23 protein-coding genes are annotated in these 21,006 nt (G+C 55.6%); 6 read left to right on the plus strand and 17 right to left on the minus strand.

The features are described from left to right. Positions 1-52: 52 nt before the first annotated feature. From JYE50_RS07975 to JYE50_RS08000, 6 genes are all read left to right on the plus strand, one after another. Positions 53-1,240: a DUF2130 domain-containing protein gene (locus JYE50_RS07975; RefSeq protein ID WP_084095026.1), complete on the plus strand. Its 1,188-nt coding sequence runs from the start codon at positions 53-55 to the stop codon at positions 1,238-1,240. A 121-nt stretch (positions 1,241-1,361) separates the two neighbouring features. Further along, positions 1,362-2,144: a GDSL-type esterase/lipase family protein gene (locus JYE50_RS07980; RefSeq protein ID WP_179138246.1), complete on the plus strand. Its 783-nt coding sequence runs from the start codon at positions 1,362-1,364 to the stop codon at positions 2,142-2,144. Next, positions 2,141-2,593, plus strand: coding sequence for a DUF4358 domain-containing protein (locus JYE50_RS07985; protein ID WP_084095028.1), 453 nt, complete (start codon positions 2,141-2,143; stop codon positions 2,591-2,593). Before JYE50_RS07980 ends, JYE50_RS07985 begins: the two co-directional genes overlap by 4 nt. A gap of 6 nt (positions 2,594-2,599) precedes the next feature. Beyond that, on the plus strand, positions 2,600-3,997 hold the full coding sequence (locus JYE50_RS07990; RefSeq protein ID WP_084095029.1) for an MBOAT family O-acyltransferase: 1,398 nt from the start codon (positions 2,600-2,602) through the stop codon (positions 3,995-3,997). Positions 3,998-4,015: 18 nt separating this feature from the next. Further along, positions 4,016-5,140, plus strand: a complete 1,125-nt coding sequence (locus tag JYE50_RS07995; RefSeq protein ID WP_084095030.1) for a DHHW family protein — start codon at positions 4,016-4,018, stop codon at positions 5,138-5,140. A 49-nt stretch (positions 5,141-5,189) separates the two neighbouring features. Beyond that, the gene (locus JYE50_RS08000; RefSeq protein ID WP_179138247.1) at positions 5,190-6,122 is read left to right on the plus strand and encodes a ComEC/Rec2 family competence protein; all 933 of its coding nucleotides are present in this window, start codon (positions 5,190-5,192) and stop codon (positions 6,120-6,122) included. Between the two features lies 1 nt (position 6,123). On the opposite strand, the gene JYE50_RS08005 is transcribed toward JYE50_RS08000, so the two are convergent. From JYE50_RS08005 to JYE50_RS08085, 17 genes are all read right to left on the minus strand, one after another. Beyond that, a complete protein-coding gene (locus tag JYE50_RS08005) occupies positions 6,124-6,888 on the minus strand; it encodes an HAD hydrolase family protein (RefSeq protein WP_179138248.1) in 765 nt (254 codons plus the stop codon). A gap of 148 nt (positions 6,889-7,036) precedes the next feature. Continuing rightward, positions 7,037-8,413, minus strand: a complete 1,377-nt coding sequence (locus JYE50_RS08010) for a peptidoglycan-binding domain-containing protein (protein WP_084095033.1) — start codon at positions 8,411-8,413, stop codon at positions 7,037-7,039. 107 nt (positions 8,414-8,520) lie between these two features. Next, complete coding sequence (locus tag JYE50_RS08015; protein WP_084095578.1) at positions 8,521-9,060, minus strand: BUD32 family EKC/KEOPS complex subunit; 540 nt, start codon at positions 9,058-9,060, stop codon at positions 8,521-8,523. A gap of 17 nt (positions 9,061-9,077) precedes the next feature. Continuing rightward, positions 9,078-9,530, minus strand: coding sequence for a GNAT family N-acetyltransferase (locus JYE50_RS08020; RefSeq protein ID WP_179138249.1), 453 nt, complete (start codon positions 9,528-9,530; stop codon positions 9,078-9,080). 17 nt (positions 9,531-9,547) lie between these two features. After that, positions 9,548-10,243 carry an HAD family hydrolase gene (locus JYE50_RS08025; RefSeq protein ID WP_084095035.1) on the minus strand — a complete coding sequence of 232 codons (696 nt, stop codon included), beginning with the start codon at positions 10,241-10,243 and terminating at the stop codon, positions 9,548-9,550. A gap of 35 nt (positions 10,244-10,278) precedes the next feature. Then, positions 10,279-10,788 carry an NUDIX hydrolase gene (locus JYE50_RS08030; protein WP_084095036.1) on the minus strand — a complete coding sequence of 170 codons (510 nt, stop codon included), beginning with the start codon at positions 10,786-10,788 and terminating at the stop codon, positions 10,279-10,281. Between the two features lie 21 nt (positions 10,789-10,809). Beyond that, a complete protein-coding gene (locus tag JYE50_RS08035; RefSeq protein WP_084095037.1) occupies positions 10,810-11,217 on the minus strand; it encodes a GNAT family N-acetyltransferase in 408 nt (135 codons plus the stop codon). A 17-nt stretch (positions 11,218-11,234) separates the two neighbouring features. Beyond that, positions 11,235-11,831: a helix-turn-helix domain-containing protein gene (locus JYE50_RS08040; RefSeq protein WP_084095038.1), complete on the minus strand. Its 597-nt coding sequence runs from the start codon at positions 11,829-11,831 to the stop codon at positions 11,235-11,237. A gap of 72 nt (positions 11,832-11,903) precedes the next feature. Continuing rightward, the gene (locus JYE50_RS08045; protein ID WP_084095579.1) at positions 11,904-12,800 is read right to left on the minus strand and encodes a carbohydrate kinase family protein; all 897 of its coding nucleotides are present in this window, start codon (positions 12,798-12,800) and stop codon (positions 11,904-11,906) included. A gap of 34 nt (positions 12,801-12,834) precedes the next feature. Then, on the minus strand, positions 12,835-13,344 hold the full coding sequence (locus JYE50_RS08050) for a GNAT family N-acetyltransferase (RefSeq protein WP_084095039.1): 510 nt from the start codon (positions 13,342-13,344) through the stop codon (positions 12,835-12,837). A 10-nt stretch (positions 13,345-13,354) separates the two neighbouring features. Further along, positions 13,355-13,708, minus strand: coding sequence for a TIGR04076 family protein (locus JYE50_RS08055; protein WP_084095040.1), 354 nt, complete (start codon positions 13,706-13,708; stop codon positions 13,355-13,357). 88 nt (positions 13,709-13,796) lie between these two features. Further along, positions 13,797-14,582 carry a class I SAM-dependent methyltransferase gene (locus JYE50_RS08060; protein WP_084095041.1) on the minus strand — a complete coding sequence of 262 codons (786 nt, stop codon included), beginning with the start codon at positions 14,580-14,582 and terminating at the stop codon, positions 13,797-13,799. Beyond that, positions 14,582-15,097 carry a GNAT family N-acetyltransferase gene (locus JYE50_RS08065; RefSeq protein ID WP_179138250.1) on the minus strand — a complete coding sequence of 172 codons (516 nt, stop codon included), beginning with the start codon at positions 15,095-15,097 and terminating at the stop codon, positions 14,582-14,584. Before JYE50_RS08065 ends, JYE50_RS08060 begins: the two co-directional genes overlap by 1 nt. Positions 15,098-15,131: 34 nt before the next feature. After that, positions 15,132-15,944 (minus strand): class I SAM-dependent methyltransferase, encoded by an 813-nt coding sequence (locus tag JYE50_RS08070; RefSeq protein ID WP_084095043.1) that lies wholly within the window; start codon positions 15,942-15,944, stop codon positions 15,132-15,134. Positions 15,945-15,958: 14 nt separating this feature from the next. Continuing rightward, a complete protein-coding gene (locus tag JYE50_RS08075; RefSeq protein ID WP_084095044.1) occupies positions 15,959-16,507 on the minus strand; it encodes a GNAT family N-acetyltransferase in 549 nt (182 codons plus the stop codon). Between the two features lie 286 nt (positions 16,508-16,793). After that, a complete protein-coding gene (locus JYE50_RS08080) occupies positions 16,794-19,430 on the minus strand; it encodes a cation-translocating P-type ATPase (RefSeq protein WP_084095045.1) in 2,637 nt (878 codons plus the stop codon). A 147-nt stretch (positions 19,431-19,577) separates the two neighbouring features. Then, complete coding sequence (locus tag JYE50_RS08085; RefSeq protein ID WP_084095046.1) at positions 19,578-20,999, minus strand: 4Fe-4S dicluster domain-containing protein; 1,422 nt, start codon at positions 20,997-20,999, stop codon at positions 19,578-19,580. Positions 21,000-21,006: the final 7 nt, after the last annotated feature.

A 21,006-nucleotide genomic window follows, 5' to 3' on the forward strand; every position in this document is an offset into this window, starting at 1 on the left:
ATATATACCAATAATATGCCTATGGTTCCATAGCTGATCCGGGGAGGTAGCCATGAACGAGATTAAGTGTCCCAATTGCGGAAAAGTTTTCCAGGTGGATGAAGCCGGGTATGCCTCTATTGTTTCCCAGGTACGGAACGCCCTGTTTGAAAAGGAAGTGGCGGACCGGATCAGTTCAGTTCGCCGTGAAAGCGCTGCTGTCCAGGAAAAAGCGCTCGCCGAGCTGGATGCGAAACATAAGCTTGACCTGGCCGGAAAAGACCGGGAAATCCTGCAGCTGAAGGAAAACGCCAGGGCAGCGGAAACGGAAAAACAGCTTGCCGTTCAGACGGCCGTTCAGGCCAAAGATACCGAGATTATCTCCCTGAAGGATAAAATAGAGCTGGAAAAACAGGCGGCAGCGATCCGCGAACAAAGCCTGAAGGATGCCCACAAAACAGAAGTGGAGCGTTTGGAAGCAGAAGTGGAACAATATCGGGACTTTAAGCTCCGCCAGTCCACCAAAATGATCGGTGAAAGCCTGGAGCAGCACTGCCTGACCACATTCAACCAGGTCCGGATGATGGCTTTCCCCCGTGCCTACTTTGAAAAGGATAATGAAGTGATAGAGGGCACAAAAGGTGACTTTGTTTACCGGGAGGAAACCGAGGACGGTCTTCCCCTGCTCTCCATCCTTTTCGAAATGAAAAATGAGGCGGACGCCACCGAGAAAAAGCATAAGAATGAAGACTTCATCGATAAGCTGGACAAAGACCGCAAAAAGAAAAACTGTGAGTACGCGGTGCTGGTAACCATGCTGGAGCCTGACAGCGACCTGTATAACGCCGGCATTGTCACCGAATACCGGTATGAAAAGATGTACATCGTCCGCCCGCAGTTTTTCCTCCCGCTGATTTCCCTCCTGCGAAACGCTGCCCTTTCCAATACCCAGGTCCGCCGGGAACTGGAAACGGTCCGCCGCCAGAACCTGGATGTGGAGCAGTTTGACCAGGCTCTTCTGGAGTTCCGTGATAAATTCGGAAAGAATTACCAGATCGCCCAGTCCCATTTTGAAAAAGCCATCGCAGAGATTGATGAGACCATCAAGCACCTGGAGCGTGTCAAGGAATCCCTGACCAAATCCGGCAACCAGCTTCGTCTGGCTAATGACAAGGCGCAGGATCTCACCATTAAAAAGCTCACCAAAGGGAATCCCACCATGCGGGATAAATTCGAAGAGGCAGGGATCAGCATCGACTGATCCGGCCTTTTTTCGTCAGTTTTTTTGCAGTTGCATTTCCGGTATGGACTTTCCCGAACGGTTGATATACAATAGGTTTACAAAGATTGATCATAGAGACTTTCATGAGGTGGCATTTACCATGAAACGGATTGCGTTGCTGGTGGTTTCTATCCTTTTATTTTCCTTTCTTGCTCCCCTGGCCTGTGCTGAAAAGCTGGATGACAGTGTCCTGCTCAGTTATTATGATGACTGCGTCCTTTTCGGCGATTCCAGGATGGAGGCGCTCAAGCGTTACTGCTCCGCCGTCCGGCAGACAGATGAATCCTTCCTGCGCAAGACCACCATCATCTGCACCTCCAGCATCGGTCTCTATGCCGCCAGCCGGAATTACCTGAGCGGTGATTTCCATTACTACTTTCACGGCAACGACCGGACCATCTATGAAATTGCCAAAGAGCTCAGTCCGAAAAAGGCCTTCGTGATGCTCGGCCTGAATGATGAGATTGCTACCAAGATCGATAAAGGGCTTTCCTGGGCGGAAAAGGTCATCACAACCATGAAGGAGCATTCCCCGGACACCGTGGTGTACTTCTTCTCCGAAACGCCCGTCACTCCTAAATTTGAAAAGAAGATAGACTTCCCCGGCTATCAGGATAAGCTGGATGAATATAACGCTCTCCTGAAGGAACTGTGTGTGTCCACCGGCGGTGGATATATTGATATTGCGGAAGCACTGAAGGATGAAAACAACTACCTGCTGGAGGAGTATTCCAGCGATAAGATCTGTCATATCAGCGATGAAGGACTGGTCATCTGGCTGGACCGCATGAAAGAATATGCCCAGGAACAGTATGATGCCGGTCTCTGGAATCCCTTTGATGACGCCGGTGAATCACTTCCGGAAGGAGGGAACGAGCCATGAAACACGTCATCTCCCTGCTGCTGATTCTGTCCTTCTGCTTCGTCCTGATCCCGTCCTGTGCGGAAAAAGCATCAGAAACCCTGATGGATCGTGTTCTCCGTGTCGCGGAAGACAGCAGCGACCTGATTCGCATGGATGAGGATGAACTGTACGACGTCATCGGCATCGCTCCGGAAGACTATTCAGACTATGCTTACCTGGCAGATTATGACGCGCTCTCCGGACGGGAGCTGGTTCTCGTCCGCGCTGTCGATGAGGAAGCCGCAGAACGTATTTCCACCCTGTTATCGCTGTATCTGGAACACCGCCTCAAGGCAACCCGCAATTACCTGCCGGATGTTTACCGCGCCCTGAGCGAAGCAGCAGTCCGTCAGGAAAATCTGCTTCTGGTTTTGTCCGTTGCTCCTCCGGATCCTGAGGAAGCCAGTTTATTGCTTCAGGAGGAGTAACACCTTATGGTCTTCAGTTCGTTGACCTATTTGCTGCTTTTCATGCCCTGCGTGCTTCTGGGCTACCGGCTCATGCCCCAAAAAGCAAGGATGCCTTTTCTTCTGGCGGCATCCCTGCTTTTTTATGGCTGGGGTTCTCCCCGCTGGCTGCTGCTTCTGGCCTGGTGCGTACTCGTCAGCTGGGGCGGCACGCTGCTGATGACCCGCGGCGGAAAAAACCGCAGGGTTTTCCTGATCCTGATCATCATCCTGGATCTCCTTCCCCTTTTCTGGTTTAAATACGCCGGTTTCTTCCGGGATACGATCCGGGACCTGACCGGCTGGGACGGCTTTGCCGCCGCTGATTCCCTGCTTGAGCAGTGTTTCGGCCGGAGTCCCGGGATCAAAACGCCCGTCCTGCCCGCCGGCATTTCTTTCTTTACATTCCAGGCCATCTCCTATGTGATTGATGTGTGGCGGAAGGACTCCCGTCCTCAGCGTTCACCGGTCATCTTCGGCGTCTATCTTTCCCTCTTTCCCCAGCTCGTGGCCGGTCCCATTGTCCGCTACATTGACCTGGAAAAACAGCTGATTGAGCATCCCCGGCCCACCTGGGCTCAGATGCGTCATGGTATCCGCCGTTTCAGCGTCGGCCTGGCCAAAAAGGTCCTGCTTGCCGATGCCCTCGGCCGTTTCTGGGGGCAGATGAACGCCGACCTGTCACAGGCCGGCGCCCTGGGTGCCTGGATGGGGCTTCTCGCTTTCTCTTTCCAGATCTATTTTGATTTCTCCGGTTATTCCGATATGGCCATCGGCCTTGGCGAGGCGCTTGGTTTCGTTTTCCCCGAAAACTTCAGCCGTCCGTACCGTGCGGAAAGTCTCACCGGTTTCTGGCGGCGGTGGCATATTTCCCTGACAACCTGGTTCACCGAATATGTTTATATCCCGCTGGGCGGCAACCGCTGCTCCCCCTGGCGCCGGGACCTGAATGTCTTTTTCGTCTGGGCCCTGACCGGGCTTTGGCACGGTGCCGGCTGGCATTTTGTCCTCTGGGGGCTTTATTTTGCGGTCCTTCTGATCCTTGAAAAGCATCTCCTGCATGATCGTCCCTTTACCAACAAAGGCGCTCCCTGGGTCCGCAGGTTCATCACCTTTGTGATCGTCATGATCGGCTGGGGGCTTTTCTCCGGTTTCGGGGCGCCTCTGTTCAGCGCCCTGTTCGGGTTTGCCGGCTTTGCCTCATCCAGGGCGGCCCTGACCTGTCTTGCTTTTGTCCCCCTGCTGCTACTGTGCGCGGTGATTTCCTTTTCACCGGTTCTTCCCCGGATCCAGGAATGGCGTTTCACAGCGCCGATCCTGTTCCTGCTCTGCCTGGCGGCGCTGGTTTCCCAGGGCTATGCCCCCTTTGTGTATTTCCAGTTCTGATGAAAGGAGGATGTCCGCATGGAAAAAAAGAGAAAAAGATTTCCTGACAGCTTCGCGGTCATTGCGGGCATGCTCATTCTGCTTGCCCTCGGGCTCGCAGCCGTCTTCTGCGGCGGCGGAGAGTTCAGCGACTGGGAACGCCGTTACCTGGCGAACCGCCCGGCCGCTCCGGACCTGAACACCTGGACAACGGACAGGGAAACTGAGGACTTCCTTTCCGACCATATTCCCGGAAGGCAGGCTCTCATCGCCCTGGACAGCAGTGGTCTGTTCCTCACCGGACGCGATTCCCAGCTCAGCACATGGTACACCTCCGGTTCTGTCATTGAGCCTCCGGTGGAAATCAATGCCGACAGCATCAGCACAAAGCTCCGCCGCTTTGAAAAGCTGGCCGGCAAGGCCGGTGGTGTGCCATGGTATGTGCTTTCGCCCCATACCCACGGCTGGCTGCTCCGGGATCGGATCTTTCCGGTGCTCGGCCGCCAGTATCGGTCGGAAGCAACAGGCTATGCCGTCCTTGATGCCTGCGAAAACTATGTTCCCATGCCCGGCGTGTTTGATGCCGAGCCGGATGGCATGTACTATACTACCGACCATCACTGGACCCTTCAGGGAGCATGGCAGGCTTATCTGGCTTTGTCCGGGCCGCTTGGCTACAAACCGCTGGCCCTGGAGGATTTCCGTATCACGGAATATCCCGGCTTCCGGGGAACCACCCTGTCCCGTTCCGGCCTTCCTGCCTTTTGGGAGGATACGCTTGTCTGTGCCGAGCCGGACTCTCCCGTCCGGGTAACCTTCATCGACAGGGATGCTGAGTCCTCCGAAAACCGTCTGATCTTCCCGGAGGATGCCGGAACCTGGGATGGATATGCCGTGTACCTGCACGGCAACCACGGAACGCTGATCATTGAGCGTCCCGACGCGCCGGAAGGCACGCTTGTCGTCTTCAAGGATTCCATGGCCAACTGCCTCCTGCCCCTGCTCAGCGCTCATTTCCGCCGTATTATTGCCGTGGACGCACGCTACTGCACAGGTGTATTTTCTGACGTCTTTGCCCGCAGCGAGGATACAAAGGCAGTTCTCTTTGTCTATTCGCTCAGCAGCCTGGTCAATGACACGGAGATCACAAGGAAGGCAAAATAAAAAAAACCGCTCTGTGCGGGAATTCACTGTTGAAGGAGAATTGAAATCCATGCGCCTGTTTCACAAACTGATTTCCTGGATCCTGGTTCTTGTCCTGGCAGCGGCTGTCCTGCCGGCTTCCGCCGAACAATCCCCGGACACTGCTGTTCCTTCTCCTTCCCCGGACAGTACACTCCTTCGCCTGCACCAGATTGATATCGGCTGCGGAGATGCCTATCTCCTCACCGTCGGGGACTACACCGTCCTCGTTGACTGCGGAACCGACAGCACCCTCCCCATCGCGCAGCATGTTCATAACTATCCGCTCTTTGATTATCTGGAAGCTGTCGGCATCGACCATGTGGACCTGTATTTTGTCACCCACTGGCATAACGATCACTGCTATAACGTGGACACCCTGATGGAGCTCTATGGCCGGGAGGACACCGTCGTCTACGGTTCCACCCCGGAACTGTATGCCGAACTGGCGCCCCTCCCCACCGGCATCTACCGTCACCTGATCGACGGGGATCACTTTACCGCCGGCCCGCTGGATATTCTTTGCGTCGGTCCCGTGTTCCGGGATAACCTGGTCGGCACCTTCAACCATGATTCCCTGAATTTCATCGTCACCTGGGGAAACCATCGCTTCCTGTTCACCGGTGATTTTGTGGAACGCACCGTCTGTAAAAACTGGCCGGAGGAAACGGCGGATATTGACGTCCTTTCCTTCCCTCATCACGGTCTTGAGCCCATGACCATGACCAAGGAATGCTTCCGGCACATGGATCCCCGCCTGGTACTCATTCCCGGCCGCCAGGCAGGACCGGTCAAGTCCTTTGCCTTTCATACAGCCTACGCCGGAAAAGACGCCGTCTATCTGTCCATGAAAGACGGTAATCTCCTGGTCACAAGCGACGGCACCAATCTCTGGTATGCCGCCAATGTTGTTCCCGGTGAACTGCCCCTCGGTGAGCTGCTTCCTCCCAGGACAGAAGATTGATTCATTTCCGGGGCCACAGTCTGTCCAGGGCTCTGGCCACTCCGTCCTCATCGTTGCTTTCCGTGATCTCGTCCGCAATCTCTTTGATGTGATCAAGGGCATTCTTCACCGCAACGCCGTAACCGCATCTCCTGATCGGTTCCGCGTCATCATTGTCATCCCCGAAATAAACGGCTTTTTCTGTTTCCACATTCACATTCTCCAGCATCTGCCGGATGCCGCGCCATTTGGTCGCGGCTTTACTCATATACTGGCGCAGTTTCTTGTCCGCCACAGTGCTGTACACATTTTCCGGCAGGTCAACAGCAATTTGTTCCGGAGGCATGTCCGGATGACTTGCCAGGATCTTATAGATCTTTTCTCTCCGGGGCAGCATCCCGATGTCATCGATCACCGCCGGATGCCATACGGGGATATCCGAGTTGGCATAGATGCCGTTCTCCGCTTCCACGGAGATCACCGCGCCTTCCTGCCGTAAAAGCTGTTCCAGGATGGATACAGCGTCCTCTGTATCAATGGTATTCTCATATACGCTGTCGGGAGTCACAGTCCGTGCGCCGTTCAGCGTGGTGGCCGCATGGAATCCGATCAGGTCTCTGTATTCGGTAATCGCCCGTTCCGGTCTTGCCGTTGCCGCAAGCAGGAAAGCGCCTGCTTCACGCCAGGCCTGCAGCACTTCCAGGGTATAGTCTGAAACTGTTTTGTCTGTCCGCAGCAGCGTCCGGTCCAGGTCAACGATCACCGCGAGATAAGGCAGCTGTGCCATTTGTTTTCCTCCGCTGTTCCTCTGCGCCGTTTGTATCGGCCGGCAGATATTTTCGCCCATTATACTCCCGTCCGGAGTGCCGGGCAATCACATTTTTTGCAAAAAAGGGGAATCCGGTTTTTCACCGGATTCCCCTTCATTTTCTTCTTTAGCGGATGTCTGTCGATGTTGCCGGGGCAAGCCTCGGATTCGTGGTGAACAGCGTCTCCAGCATCTCCCTGGAGGCATATTCACCCGGTATCTCCTGGTTTGCAAGGGCAATGCCGTAATCCCGCTGGAACAGGGCTACAGCCGCAACAGTCTTTGCGCCGTAAACGCCGTCCGCCTTTCCGGGATCATATCTCATGTCCTTCAGGCGCTTCTGCATCGCCTTCACCCGGGTGCTGCGGTCGCCCTTCTTCAGCGGAACATAGGCATCAAAGAACGGTGCGTCATCCGCAAACAGTTTCTTCTGTACGGAAGGAGAAATATAGTTGTGTTTCTTCAGGCCCGCCGTTTCACAGAACAGGTCGATGGCGATCTGGGTCAGCTCGCCGTAGCTGCCGTCAACGCTGCCCGTCGGATAACCCAGGTCAGCCAGGCGCTGCTGGATTTTCCGTACGGTTTTGCCCTTGGCGCCGTTATGAACGGTACCGTCTTCATCGATCAGGTCACCGGATGAGGTCTTTTCCGTGTTCTTGGCCGGAGCCTTCGTCGGTGCCGCCGTCACCACAGGAGCCGCTGTTACCACAGGGGCAGCTGTCACAGAAGCCGCCTGAACCGCCGGCTGAGCGGTTGCGGACAGGGAAACAGTCTCCGCTGCGGCATTTTCCAGCGCCCATTTCTGCGGTTCCGGCTGCGTATAGCGGTACAGGATGCCATTCATCACGCATGCCCCGGCTGTCTGGTCACTGATCTGGGGATAGTTTGTAAAGCCGCCGGTCTTCAGGTCCATCACCTCAACCCGGTGGTTTTTCCCGGTCAGTGTCAGGGCATCCCGGGTAACGGTCAGGCTTTCGGGTTCATCCACCAGTCTGCCGGACAATCCCGTAACATAAGCATCCCTGCTTCCCGGAACGATCGCCCTGTCTTTGTTCTCAACAACGTCCCGGACCCGCAGGATCCATCCCGCATCCGTTTTCTCCACATAATACAGGTAGGTGCCGTCGCTGACCATCGCCCCGGCAGTCACGGAAACAGCGGTTCCGTCAACAGTCAGGATCCCGTTTTCCAGCTTCATCTGGACAGCACCGGGAGCTGCCGCTTCGGCGCCTTCCGCTTTTCTGTACATGGCGCCATCTTTGTTCACCACAACAACGCCCTGGTCTTTCGTCTGGCAGATGATCCCGTTTTCTGTGGCCTGGATCAGGTCTTCCATCACCAGCGGGATCTGGCGGTAGCTTTCATCACCGCTCTGGATGCACAGGTATCCGTTTTCCGCGATCCATCCGGTTGTCTGGCCGTCCGTCACCGCGGGAGCCGCGCAGGCTGCTGATACCAGCAGGCATACTGCTGCCAGGAGCATCAGAAATGAATACTTCTTCACCTGTTTTCACCTCGTATTTCTGGAGAACTGAACGTTCCCTACATAATAGACGAAAGCAAAAGCTTTTTTATTTCATCCGCGTACACATTTTTTCCGCAGACTGCCGTTCATTCCGGATGCTGTGCCAGGTATTCCTCAAACTCCGGCGTCCGTGACCAGTATCTGATGCCCCAGTTCTCCAGGTTCCATTCGTCCATGTATTCGTTGCATTCATAATCCACATACCAGATCAGGCCGTTGCGGATCACGAAATTCGTCGGAAAATAATCAATGTTCAGTCCGGCCGCTTTGGCCTTTCCGGCCATCTCCCTCACCTGTTCCAGGTAAGGAGCAGCGGATTGTCCGCTCCTTACCAGGTCAAAGACAGTATCCCCTTCGATGTATTCCTTGACGATCCGTTCTGTTTTTTCGTCAATGGCGATCATTTCCGGGATCCTGATCCCCGCCTGTTTCAGGCGCTCATAGTCCCGGCGTTCCGCCTCGATCTTGTTGCCGAAGGTGTAATAGTCACAGGGCTCATGATGGATCTGTTTCAGTACGAACTGCCGGTTGTCCTTCTCCGCCAGGTAGGAATACCCGCCCTTTCCGTGTCCCAGCAGCCGGATGATCCGGTATGTTTCCCCCAGTGCTGTCACTTCTCTGTCCATAGCATCCTCCGGAACGCTCATTCCAGGTCCTTGTCCAGGCATACGGCATCCGCCTCATTGTCATAAGGCGGATAGTTTTCACACACCGTGTATCCGTTTTTCTTGTAAAACGCGATTGCGTGGGGATTCCCCTCCCGGCACTCCAGCACCAGTCGCCTGTATCCGGTCCTTCCGGCCAGTTCCTCCACTGCCTTCATCAGCGCCGCGCCGATTCCCTTCCTGTTCTTCCGCGCATAGACACGTTTGATTTCACCGGTTCTGTCATCCATCCTGCGGACTCCCGCGCAGCAGACAGGAATGTCATCATCATAGCCCACAAGGAAGAAAGCCTTTTCCTGGCTGAAATCATCCAGGCATACATGCGCCGTTCCGTTATGGCCCAGGATTCCCATCAGGGTTTCATTCAGCTCCCGCAGCATCGTTTGTGCGTCAGGCGCTTCCACCCCCGTTTGAACAAAAGAAAGACTCATGAACATTACTCCTGTGTTTACCGGATTAATTCCCTCAGGTCCCGGATCTTCAGATAAACGGTATCCACATCGGAAGCCGGGTTCGCCGCGATCAGGATCGGTGTGATCCCCAAAGCCGCAGCACCTTCAAGATTGTTTACGCTGTCATCAATAAAGACCGTTTCCCCGGCAGGAACGCCGGCCTTTCCCAGCGCGTCCAGGTACATGCGTTTATCCGGCTTAACCGTTCCGAGGGAACAGCTGAAAGTCGTGAACGAAAAATACTGCGATACGCCGAGATATTCCAGCTGGGGAACGATGCTTGGCCAGGTATCGGAGATGACACCGAGCTTATGCGTTTTACCCAGCGTTTCCAGCACTTCCCGGATCCCCGGATAGGGAATATAGTTTTTCATATTGTAGGCTCGGTCCCGGGCAATCGCTTCCCGTTCCTCACCGGTCAGTCCCAGCTGGAGCTTCTCCGAGATAATGGAATAAAACTGGATAAACTGCTTATATTCCGCTTCAACAGAGGTCAGCAGGTGATCCTGGTTCAGGAAGCGTATACCGGCTTCCCTGGCGTCCCGAATCTCCTCGTCGCTGTGCAGCTTCAGCCGTTTCCCGGCCAGTTCCAGGAACATATTCGTAAACAGCCAGTCTCCTGATGCCGGCCTGTCCAGTGTATAGCCCACATCGAAAAAAATGACTTTCTTATCCTTTATCTGACTGATCATGATGCTTCTCCGTTTTTTATGTCGCTTTTCCCCTGTCAGCTTATTTCCATCTGATCCAGATAGGGTTTATACCTTGCATACTGTTTTTGTAGTACCGGCTCATTCGGAATCAGGTCAAGGAATGCTTTGGGGTCTGTCCACTGATAGTCAATCGTTTCCCCCTCCTGAAGGCTGATGGCATCTTTTGCGCTGTCCACCATAGCCAAATAGGCGTAAACAACCGACTTTGTTTTCGGATTCCGCGTGATCCCGATCAGCTCCAGCGTTTCCGCTTCCAGGCCGGTTTCCTCCCGCATTTCCCTGCGTGCTGCTTCTTCCGGCGTTTCACCCGCCAGAGCGGCTCCTCCGGCGCTGGCTTCCCAACATCCGGGATACATTTCCTTTCGGGAATCCCGGAGCGTCAGGAGAAATGTTCCGTCCCGGTGCCTGATCAGTATATCGCACACGAGATGGTATCTGCCTTCCGGAATATCTGTTATCCGGGATCGTTCCCACGTTTCACCGGTTTTTCTTCCCAGTTCATCATACAGATCCCAGATTTCCATCACAGCTTCCCCCGTGTTCTTTCATTGTCCAGGTGCCCGTTCCATGGCCCTGCCCTGCACCGGCACAAAGCCGTATTGCGCGTAAAGGCCATGGGCATCCCTGGTCATCAGGAATCCGCGCAGGCCTTCATATTCCGGCCTGGCCACAATGTGGGCAACCAGTGCCTTCCCCAGTCCCCTGTGCTGGTATTCCGGATCAATGATCACATCGCACAGGTAATAGGTTGTTGCGAAATCACTGATCACCCTGGCAAATCCAATCAGCTTTTCCTCCCCGGAAAGCCGGATACCGTAGCACACTGAGTTCCGCATGGATTTCCCGATCTGTTCCAGGGACCGTTTATTGGCCCAGTAGGTTGCTTTCAGCAGCCTGGCTGCTTCCTCTGTAGTGATCTGGTCATTCCCTTCTATGATCCTGTAGTCCATCATTTTGCTTCTTTCACGTTTTATTTTGAGGCGGCTGCTTTCTGCCTGAACAGGCCGTGCTGGTTGCAGCAGGCATACAGCCATCCGCTTCCGCGGTAAAAGAACCGGGCCTCCGCGTTTCCTTCCGGATACAGCACAACGGTTTCGCACCGGTCTGCCGTCATATAGGCAATGAACGACAGCGAGTGTTCCTTGGTCATGGGATGCTCCGCGGAAACGAAGATCTCGTCCTCCACCCGTTCAATAATCAAACGGTGTGCCGGGTCCGGTTCTTCCGCTTCCAGTGCCGGAAGCTGGATACCGCAGCAGGAGATCACCGCGTCTCCCCGTGCGAAAACAACATTTCCGCAGACAGGGCAGACGTAAAAGCGGCTTTTCAGTATATTGGATGCCCGGTTCGTGTTTGTCACCGTCTGCCCGCACAGCAGTTCCGGCACGGAAATATGAAGGGCTTTGCCCAGCGGTTCCAGCAAGGATACGTCCGGGAACCCCCTTCCGTTCTCCCATTTGGATACTGCCTTATCGCTCACGCACAGTTTTTCCGCCAGTTCCGCCTGCGTCATCCGGTATTTTTCACGCAGCGCCTTGATCGTTGTTCCGGTTACATAGTGATCCATTTATCATCACTCCTTTCCGGACGAGCATAGCGCCTGGTCCGTCAGCCTGCAACCTACGCTCCGTAGAGTGTTTTATCCGATCAGCGCCTGTACTTCCTCAATCCGCGGCGGATTCAGCGGCAGCGGGAACCGCGAGATTGCGACAGCGGAACAGGCACTGGCAAACCGCACCAGTTCTTCATCCTTCATCCCGTGCAGCAGGCCGTACACACAGCCGGCCTTGAAGGTGTCCCCCGCGCCAAGTGTACTCCGGACTGTAACGTTGAACGGCTTCATCCGGTGGATTTCTTCACCCTTCCGGGCATACAGCATTTCTCCCCCGCCCTGGGTGATGATCGTCAGGCCGTCGGTTGCCTGCTGCATCTTTTCCATAATGGCTTCAGGCGCCATGCCCGCATAATGCTCCGCCACGCACTCCTTGGAAACCACATTGACCGCTGCCAGCTTATGCAGCAGAGAATCGTGGGGACTGTCAATGGTCACAAAGGGGACCCCGTTCCTTTGGCAGTATTCCGCCGCCAGCAGGGATTCATCCCGGAAAAACGGATCGATCGCCGCTGCCTTGCAGCCGGCAATGTCTTCCTCTCTGGGAACACCCCACCATCTTTTTCCGGTTTCAAACAGCGTCTGGAACCGTCCCATGGGAGAGCGCACCAGTCCGGCGATCACCACATAATCCATCACGCCGGGATCTTCCGTAAACGTCATGGAGGACAGGTCCACCTGCTTATCGGCGTAGAACGCCTTCAGCATCGGCGCGACCTCCGTGCCGATCCAGGTACCGTCCATCTTCACGGATACACCCAGGGAACTGAGCACAGTCGCCGCTGTCCCCGTTTCCCCGCCGGGAAGGAAATACTGGTCCTTGATCTCCGCGTACTCATCCGGCTGCAGAAAGCCGTCCCTCAGCAGGAAGGAATGGGTGCCCAGGATCTGGCCAAAGAGATAAACCTCATGCTTCCGCTCCATGCTTTTCCCCTTCTCTGTGTCCCTTCCGTTCTTATCACGCCGGCCTTTCCAGTTCAAGTTCCAGGCATTTCCAGGCTTCATTTCCGATATGGTAGTATTCCGTCTGCGCCGTGGTTGTTTCCCGGAATCCGACAGCCAGGTAACACCGGTAAGCGGGTTCGTTGTTCTCAAAAACACCCAGGGTGATCTTTTCCGCCTTCAGCATATCAAAGGCATACCGGATCGCCAGCTGCAGCATTCCCTTTCCGCAGCCCTTCCTGCGCTTTTTGTCATCCACGATCACAAACCCGAAGCGCAGGATCGTCTTCCGTTCATCCGTAAAACGCATGATCAGGTGTCCAACAGCACCAGTTTCATCAAAGGCTGTCATCTCATAAAAGCTGTCCGAATCCGCCAGTGCGTCATAATGCCGATTCAGGTCCTCTGCCGTGATCGGCCAGGATTCAAACCGGTCCGCGCACCATTTCCGGAATGCCGTCTCATCGCCGGTCCAGGAAACGATCTTTGCCGCGTCGCATGCTTTATAGGGTCTCAGTCTCAGCATGGCTATATCCTCACGGTTCCTTCCAGAATCCGCCTTTGTGGAAATTCTCATTGCCCAGCGGTTTCGCCGTCAGCCGGAACATCACGCACCCGTCCGGGCAGACAATGGTCTTGGTATATTTGCTGTCGCCGCCCAGGTTCTCCAGGTCTCCGCCGCTGCGCACAGCTTCCATCAGCGGATAGAGCATCATCATCGCCTTGGAGCAGATGCCCTGCCCGTCCTGGTTCACCGGGCAGCCATAGGTGCAGGTATATTTGTCACCGGGTTCCTCTCCGTTCCGGCAGTACCGTTCCGTATGGTCACCCCGCAGGAATCCGGTCACCTCAACCGTGAACTCGTATTCCTCATCATACCATTTTTTCATACAGACCTCCTGTGCGTCCGTCTGATCTCCGTTGTATCTGTCTGATATTGATTATAGAATGCGCCGGAGGAAGTTGCAATCCACCCGTTCAGTTTTTCCGGAGAATGTCCAGTGTATGATGGGATGCCCCGATCAGGTCCTGCCGTTCACAGATCGAAAAATGGTATTCAAGCCATTTCCCGAAGGTCTCGTCATCCATCTCGTCAATCATTTCCCGATGGTAATTGGTAGCGCCGTCCGCAGCGATCAGTTTCACCCGTTCCGCGGGAATCTCCGCGTTCAGCGAGGCAATCTCCTCCGTCCTGATCAGGTCGAACACTTCCGCCGGGTCGCTCCCCAGGTGCCAGTCCGGCAGGATCATGTTCCGGTCCAGCAGATCCTGCAGGTGTTTTGACCTGAAGGCGTAGTTGATGACCGTCGGTTCATTCATGCAGTAGGCCGCCAGGATGTACCCGCCGGGTTTCGTCACCCGGACCGCTTCAGAAAGGGCGCGGATCTTATCCTCCCGGGTATACAGGTGGTACAGCGGACCCAGCAGCATCGTCATGTCGAAGGCGTTATCCGGCAGGAAGGACAGGTCCAGCGCATTGCCCTGCATGGCCCGGATCGGTTCTGTTCCGTCCAGCTTTGACCTCAGAATTTCCAGGTTGCGGGCAACCAGTTCCACCGCTGTCACCCGGTAGTCTTCCCGTGCCAGCGCCACGCTGTATCTTCCGGTTCCCGCGCCGACTTCCAGGATCGACGGGTCGGTAATCCCTTCAAGGCACTCATGAATGTATTTCATGGTCGTCAGGTATTCTACCTGCCCGTGCCGGGAAAGAAGGCGCCCTTCCTCGTCACACAGGCTGTTGTAGAAATCTTCAAGATAGCTCATCAGAATATCCTCCTGTATTTTTCCCCGGGATAGCTGGAGCTTCCGTCCAGCTTGGTCAGGATCACGTCTTCAGTATAAGTCATGCCCAGCTTTTCCATCACCCGCCGGCTGCGGTTATTGGCTTTGGCAAAAGTTCCCTGGATCCCCCGGACTTCCCGCTGGCTCCTGACCAGTTCCAGCACAGCCCGGATCATTTCTCCCGCGTATCCGTTTCCCCACTGGTCCTTTCGCAGGTTATATCCGATCGTCCAAAGATCGTCATCCGGCCGGTAATAAAGGCCGCCGCTTCCGATCAGTTCACCCGTGGATTTCAGTACGATTCCCGCGTCATAATCGTCCGGGCTGTCCGGATCCAGCGTTTCAAGCCAGGCTTTGACATCTTCCGCCTTCGTGTATACGGGATAGACCATATACCGCGCCACGTCCGGATCTCCGCACCAGCGGAAAACCGCCTGGTAATCCTCCGGCGTCAGGTTACGCAGGATCAGCCGTTCCGTTTCAAGATTAATTCTCATTTTCATTCTCCGTTTCCGGCAGTTTTACGCTGTCTCATGCTTCCTTTCGGGACACAATCATCAGGTGTTCCGAATGGGTCAGGTAGTCCTTTTTCTCGCAGTACCGGAGCGCGTATTCATACCACGCCTCCCTGACCTTTTTCGGTTTCCGGCTCAGCACGTTCGTGTAAGGAGCCAGGATGCTTTCCTGTCCGAAAACCGTTTCCGTCTCCAGTCCGGGGATGGACGCAAGCAGGTTCTCCGCGTCCCTGACAGTTGTCAGATAGGCAAAGGTGAAGGCTTCGAAGGAAGCGCTTTCATCCTTTGCGGCAATCTCAAAGTACTCCTGTTCTTCCGGACTGTGGATCAGTTCCGGCAGTTCCCGCAGTCCGTAGATAACACCGCCGAACATCAGGATAAAGCTGCTGAACAGGGTTCCGCCGGGTTTCAGCACGCGCTTTGCTTCCTGGATCGCCTGCAGGCGGTTTTCCTCGTTCATCAGGTGATACAGCGGACCCATCAGGAAAACCGTATCAAACGAATCGTCCGGAAACCTGGAAAGATCCCGTGCGTCTCCCTGCATCGCCGCGATCCGGACGCCGTACTGCCTTGCCTTCTGTTTCGCGAACCGCACGTTTCCGCCGCTCAGATCCAGCAGGGTCATCGCGTGGCCTTTCCTCGCGTAATGGATCGAATAGTGTCCGGGGCCTCCGCCGATATCCAGGATGGTATCCCCCGGCCGGATATACCGGTCCATCATATGGGTGGTGATGTATTTTTCGTGGGGGAACCTTTTCTGCAGCCGGTCCCATTCCTTCCTGGGATTGGTGTCATAGTGCTCCCGGATCGTTTCCTGTTCTTCCCGCATGGCTGATTCCTCCCTTACAGTTCTTTATACATGAATATCTCATCGTGGTAGCTGCCGTCATCAAACTTCATCCCGTGATACCGCCTGCCGCTCTCAATGAAACCGCATTTCTGATACAGCGCCCTTGCCCGCTCATTATCCGCCACAACAATCAGCTCCATCAGCTCATAGCCGATCTGTTTTGCGAGCTCCGTCAGGTATCCGATCATGGCCGTACCGATCCCCTGGCCCCAGTATTCTTCGCACAGGGCGATTCCCATCATGCAGCGGTGCCGGACCTTTCTTTTCGATCCTGCACCGTACACGGAGCAGTTCCCTGCCAGTTTTCCGTCCACCACAGCCGCGATCATCGCGGAATGCGGATCCTCCAGTTTGCCGGCAAGAAATTCCCGCTCATGGTCTGCGGTATCGCTGATCTCGTCCGGATAACGCGTCAGGAATGGCGTTTCAACAGCAGTCTTCCTCATGTATTCGATCATCTCTTCAGCCAGGTCCGGGGTGGCTGGCTTCAGGATACAGGTTCTGCCGTCCTTCAGGGCTATGGTTCTCTCCGCAAATCTCATGGTTGTTCCCTCCCGAAATATAATCAAAAAGCCGCTTATCTTTCAGAGATAAGCGGCTTTAAGCTCTTTGTCTGGTTATACGAAGCTACTCTTCTCTGATCCCCGGATTATTGTACGCAAAAGGTTCGCGGACAAAATTTTCCTTGTTCGCGTCAACGTGCCACGGATAAACGGAGATCATTGCGTACCGGTTCACAGTATGAGGGCTCCTTTCCTGAAATATTGGGATGACTATACTACGGGAAAATACCGGTGTCAAGAATAAGTTTTCATTTTCCGGAAAAACTTATTTCTGCCCGTCCTTATGGGCAAGCCGGCGGAAAGCCTTTTCAATCTCCACAACAGGGATGATCATCAGCGCCAGTCCCATTGCGATCATATACTCCGTAAGGGTGATCGGGGCAAAGGAAAATGCCTTGCTCAGGAAGGGCACAAAGATCACCGCTGCCGTGATCAGCAGGGAGAAGACCAGCGTGCCCCACAGCCACCTGTTCTGCTTTTTGAGGCTGAACAGGGAGGCGCTGCGGGAACGCATGTTGAAGGAATGGAAGATCTCCACCATGCTAAGTGTCAGGAAAGCCATGGTCATGCCCGCAGGGGATTCCGCAATCCCCCAGGTTCCGCTCTCCAGCCTGTGTCCGATAAAGTAACTCAGAACGGTCACCGCCGCGATCACAAATCCCTGGAACGCTATACCGAAGCCCAGCCCGTCGGAGAAGATGCTTTCCTTCCGGTGCCGCGGAGGCCGCTGCATAACGTCCTTTTCCGCGTCCTCCATGCCCAGGGCGATTGCCGGCATGGTATCGGTGATCAGGTTGATCCACAGGATGTGAACCGGTTTCAGGATGGTAAAGCCCATCAGTGTGGCGGAAAACACTGCCAGCACTTCTGCCAGGTTGGCGGACAGCAGGAACTGGATCGCCTTGCGGATATTGTCATAAATCCTGCGTCCTTCACCCACCGCGGAAACAATCGTCGCAAAATTGTCATCCGTCAGGATCATGTCCGCCACGGATTTGGTCACGTCCGTACCGGTAATGCCCATACCCACGCCGATATCCGCGCTCTTGATGGACGGCGCGTCATTGACGCCGTCTCCGGTCATTGCGGTTACCATGCCCAGGTTCTTCCAGGCGTTCACGATGCGTACCTTGTTTTCCGGCTGTACACGGGCATAAACGGAATACCGCCTCACGTCATGCGCGAAAACCTCATCCGGAATGGCATCCAGTTCCGCGCCGGTGATCGCCATCTGTCCCGCCCGCAGGATCCCCAGGTCACGGGCAATGGCCGTGGCGGTATCCTTGTGGTCGCCGGTGATCATAATAGGCCGGATTCCGGCGCTGCGGCACTTTTCAATGGCATCCTTCACTTCCGGCCGGATGGGATCGATCATGCCGCACATGCCGATCCAGGTCAGGTCCTGTTCCAGCTCCTCCGGCGCGTTGGATGACGGCCGCTCATCATAGATCCGCTGGGCAGCACCCAGCACCCGCAGGGCCTGGTCTGCCATTCCCTTGTTTTCCGCGAGTATCTGTTCCCGCTGTTCTTTTGTAATCGGAACGGCCTGGTTCCCGTTCCAGATTTTCGTACAGCGGCGCAGCACCTCATCCGGAGCGCCTTTGGTAAACTGGATAAATCCGTGTCCGGCTCCGGCCCGGTGCAGGGTGGTCATCATCTTGCGCAGGGAATCAAAGGGAGCCTCATCCACCCGCGGCAGATCCGCGGCCAGTTCGTTCTTGGGCATTCCGTTCCGGTTGGCGTCATTGACCAGCGCGCACTCAGTGGCTTCGCCGACGGCTTCCCCCTCTTCCAGTTCTGCGTCGGAGCACAGGGCCATGGCGGACAGAAGCAGCTTCTCGTCATCGGTCACCTTTTTGACCACGGTCATACGGTTCTGGGTCAGGGTACCGGTCTTATCCGAGCAGATGATCTGTGTGCAGCCCAGGGTCTCCACGGCCGTCAGTTTCCGGATGATGGCATGGTTTTTGCTCATCTTGGTCACGCCGATGGAGAGCAGCACCGTCACCACGGCGCTCAGTCCCTCGGGGATGGCCGCCACCGCCAGGGAAACCGCGATCATAAAGGTATCCAGTATGGCTTTTCCGCCGTTCCGGACCAGGTTCACAATGAACACAAAGGCGCATATCACCAGGATCATGGCGGACAGCTTCCGGGACAGCTCCCGCAGCTTCACCTGCAGGGGTGTTTCCTCGTCCTTCGCGTTGGACAGGGCATCCGCAATGGCGCCCATCTCCGTATCCATACCGGTGCCGGTGACCACGGCGTGTCCCCGTCCGTAGGTGACGATGGAGCCCATGTACACCATGTTTTTCCGGTCGCCCAGGGAAACCTCCCCGTTCTCGGCGGCTGCGAGCGCTTCACTCTGTTTATCCACGTCCGTGGACTCACCGGTCAGGGCCGCTTCCTGCGTCTTCATGGAGGCGCACTCCACAATCCGGGCATCCGCGGGTACCGCGTCTCCGGCTTCCAGGATCAGCAGGTCGCCCCGGACCACCTCGTCCGCGTGAATGGTCTTCTGGTGTCCGCCGCGGATCACCTTCGCGGTGGCCGCCGCCACCTGCTGCAGTGCCTCGATGGCTGCCTCCGCCTTGCTCTCCTGGTATACGCCCAGACAGGCGTTGATCAGCACCACAGCCAGGATGATGATCGTGTCCGTCAGGCTTTCTCCCGCGTAAATGGCGGTAATGGCGCTGACGATCGCCGCGATGATCAGCACAATGGTCATCGGATCCTTCAGTTCTCCGAAGAACTTGCTGATCAGGCTTTCCTTTTTGCCTTCCTTCAGCTTGTTGGGGCCTTCCTGTGCCAGCCGTGCCGCGGCTTCCTCATCGGTCAGGCCTTCCATGCCGGAGCCAAGCTCCTCCAGCACCGCTTCTTTATCCTCAAGGTAAGCTTTCAATTGCGTTTCCTCCTCCGGAATATAAGCTGATGAGTCATATCTTCTTCCAGAATATTACACCTTTTCCGGCCTTTCATTCAAGCGAAATCAGGCGTTATAAAAAAAGAGCGCTTCTGCCGGTCGCAAAAGCGTTCTTCTCCAGTTGTATTATTTCAGCACGGAAACTGCGTCACAGATGGTCTTCTCCAGGGCTTCATGGCCGTATTTGTCCACCGCGGCCCTGTTCTTTTCACCGTGGGTCAGGTTTCCTGCCCCGCCGATGCAGCCGCTGACGCACGCCATGCCCTCGATGAAGTTTGCGTCCAGCACGTTCCTGCTCTTTCGCATCAGCGCCGCCTTGCATTCCTCAATGCCGTCGCAGACGCAGGCCTTCAGTTCAAATTCATCCAGGTGCTGTTCCTTCAGTGCCTCGGTCACCGCGTCGGACAGGCCGCCGCTGCGGGCAAAGATCCGGCCGAAGTAGGAAGCGTTGTCCAGGGTGTCCTCTTCCAGGGTCGTCAGGTCAATATCCCGGCTGTCAAACAGGGCCTGCAGTTCCTCAAAGGTGATTGCCGCGTCCACATAGGGCTTCACATCCTCCAGCTGCGCCTCCGCCTTCTTGGCTGTGCACGGTCCGATGAAGACGATTTTCACGTTCTCCTCATGCTCCCGGATATACCTGGCCAGGGCTGCCATGGGGGAAGGATTATGGGAGATATAGGGAGCAAAGGCCGGGAACGCGGTTTTGACATAACGCACAAAGGCCGGGCAGCAGGAGCTGGTCAGGAAACCCTTCTCCGTCAGTTCCTTCGATTCCGCCAGTGCCACCAGGTCCGCGCCAAGCGCCGCTTCCACCACGGTATAGAAGCCCAGCTTCTTGATGCCCGTGATCACCTGGCCCAGCTTCGCGTAGTTCATCTGGCTGCCGATGGCCGGGGCGACCAGCGCGTAAACCTTGTACCGGCTGTTGTCTTCGCTCCGTTTCAGCATATCAATGACGTTGATGATAAAAGACTTGTCCGAAATCGCGCCGAAGGGGCACTGGTAAACGCAGGCGCCGCACTGGATGCACTTCTCATCGTCGATCTTGGCCGCGTTGTCCTCGTTGATCGAGATCGCCTTGATCTTGCAGGCGTTCTGGCAGGGACGTTTCCGGTTCACAATCGCGCTGTAGGGGCACACCTTGGCGCACATGCCGCATTCCACGCATTTGGTTTTGTCGATGTGCGCCTCATGCTTATGGTCAAAGGAGATTGCCCCGCGCTTGCAGGCATCTTCGCAGCGGTGGGCCAGGCAGCCCCTGCAGGATTCCGTCACCTGGTAGCCTACGGCCGGACAGTCGTCACAGGCAATATCGATCACCTGGATGATGTTGTCGGATTTCCCGCCGCCCATGGCCAGCTTGACCCGCTCCCCCAGGATCGCCCGTTCCTTATATACGCAGCAGCGCATGGTCGGCACCTTTCCGGGAACGATGGTTTTGGGAATATCCATCACATTCTCCATCAGTGTATCATTCCAGGCATGGCGGGCCACTTCCCGCAGGACCTTGTATTTCAGATGCTGTACCTTGGTATCAAACTTATGCATTCTCTCA

The organism is Aristaeella lactis (assembly GCF_018118585.1).
GTDB classification, from domain to species: domain Bacteria; phylum Bacillota; class Clostridia; order Christensenellales; family Aristaeellaceae; genus Aristaeella; species Aristaeella lactis.

Excerpts from the sequence above, each read along its gene's own strand:
- JYE50_RS07975 (WP_084095026.1), top strand. The coding sequence starts at position 53 with ATGAACGAGATTAAGTGTCCCAATTGCGGAAAAGTTTTCCAGGTGGAT.
- JYE50_RS07980 (WP_179138246.1), top strand. The coding sequence starts at position 1,362 with ATGAAACGGATTGCGTTGCTGGTGGTTTCTATCCTTTTATTTTCCTTT.
- JYE50_RS07985 (WP_084095028.1), top strand. The coding sequence starts at position 2,141 with ATGAAACACGTCATCTCCCTGCTGCTGATTCTGTCCTTCTGCTTCGTC.
- JYE50_RS07990 (WP_084095029.1), top strand. The coding sequence starts at position 2,600 with ATGGTCTTCAGTTCGTTGACCTATTTGCTGCTTTTCATGCCCTGCGTG.
- JYE50_RS07995 (WP_084095030.1), top strand. The coding sequence starts at position 4,016 with ATGGAAAAAAAGAGAAAAAGATTTCCTGACAGCTTCGCGGTCATTGCG.
- JYE50_RS08000 (WP_179138247.1), top strand. The coding sequence starts at position 5,190 with ATGCGCCTGTTTCACAAACTGATTTCCTGGATCCTGGTTCTTGTCCTG.
- JYE50_RS08005 (WP_179138248.1), bottom strand. The coding sequence starts at position 6,888 with ATGGCACAGCTGCCTTATCTCGCGGTGATCGTTGACCTGGACCGGACG.
- JYE50_RS08015 (WP_084095578.1), bottom strand. The coding sequence starts at position 9,060 with ATGGACAGAGAAGTGACAGCACTGGGGGAAACATACCGGATCATCCGG.
- JYE50_RS08020 (WP_179138249.1), bottom strand. The coding sequence starts at position 9,530 with ATGAGTCTTTCTTTTGTTCAAACGGGGGTGGAAGCGCCTGACGCACAA.
- JYE50_RS08025 (WP_084095035.1), bottom strand. The coding sequence starts at position 10,243 with ATGATCAGTCAGATAAAGGATAAGAAAGTCATTTTTTTCGATGTGGGC.
- JYE50_RS08030 (WP_084095036.1), bottom strand. The coding sequence starts at position 10,788 with ATGGAAATCTGGGATCTGTATGATGAACTGGGAAGAAAAACCGGTGAA.
- JYE50_RS08035 (WP_084095037.1), bottom strand. The coding sequence starts at position 11,217 with ATGATGGACTACAGGATCATAGAAGGGAATGACCAGATCACTACAGAG.
- JYE50_RS08040 (WP_084095038.1), bottom strand. The coding sequence starts at position 11,831 with ATGGATCACTATGTAACCGGAACAACGATCAAGGCGCTGCGTGAAAAA.
- JYE50_RS08045 (WP_084095579.1), bottom strand. The coding sequence starts at position 12,800 with ATGGAGCGGAAGCATGAGGTTTATCTCTTTGGCCAGATCCTGGGCACC.
- JYE50_RS08050 (WP_084095039.1), bottom strand. The coding sequence starts at position 13,344 with ATGCTGAGACTGAGACCCTATAAAGCATGCGACGCGGCAAAGATCGTT.
- JYE50_RS08055 (WP_084095040.1), bottom strand. The coding sequence starts at position 13,708 with ATGAAAAAATGGTATGATGAGGAATACGAGTTCACGGTTGAGGTGACC.
- JYE50_RS08060 (WP_084095041.1), bottom strand. The coding sequence starts at position 14,582 with ATGAGCTATCTTGAAGATTTCTACAACAGCCTGTGTGACGAGGAAGGG.
- JYE50_RS08065 (WP_179138250.1), bottom strand. The coding sequence starts at position 15,097 with ATGAGAATTAATCTTGAAACGGAACGGCTGATCCTGCGTAACCTGACG.
- JYE50_RS08070 (WP_084095043.1), bottom strand. The coding sequence starts at position 15,944 with ATGCGGGAAGAACAGGAAACGATCCGGGAGCACTATGACACCAATCCC.
- JYE50_RS08075 (WP_084095044.1), bottom strand. The coding sequence starts at position 16,507 with ATGAGATTTGCGGAGAGAACCATAGCCCTGAAGGACGGCAGAACCTGT.
- JYE50_RS08085 (WP_084095046.1), bottom strand. The coding sequence starts at position 20,999 with ATGCATAAGTTTGATACCAAGGTACAGCATCTGAAATACAAGGTCCTG.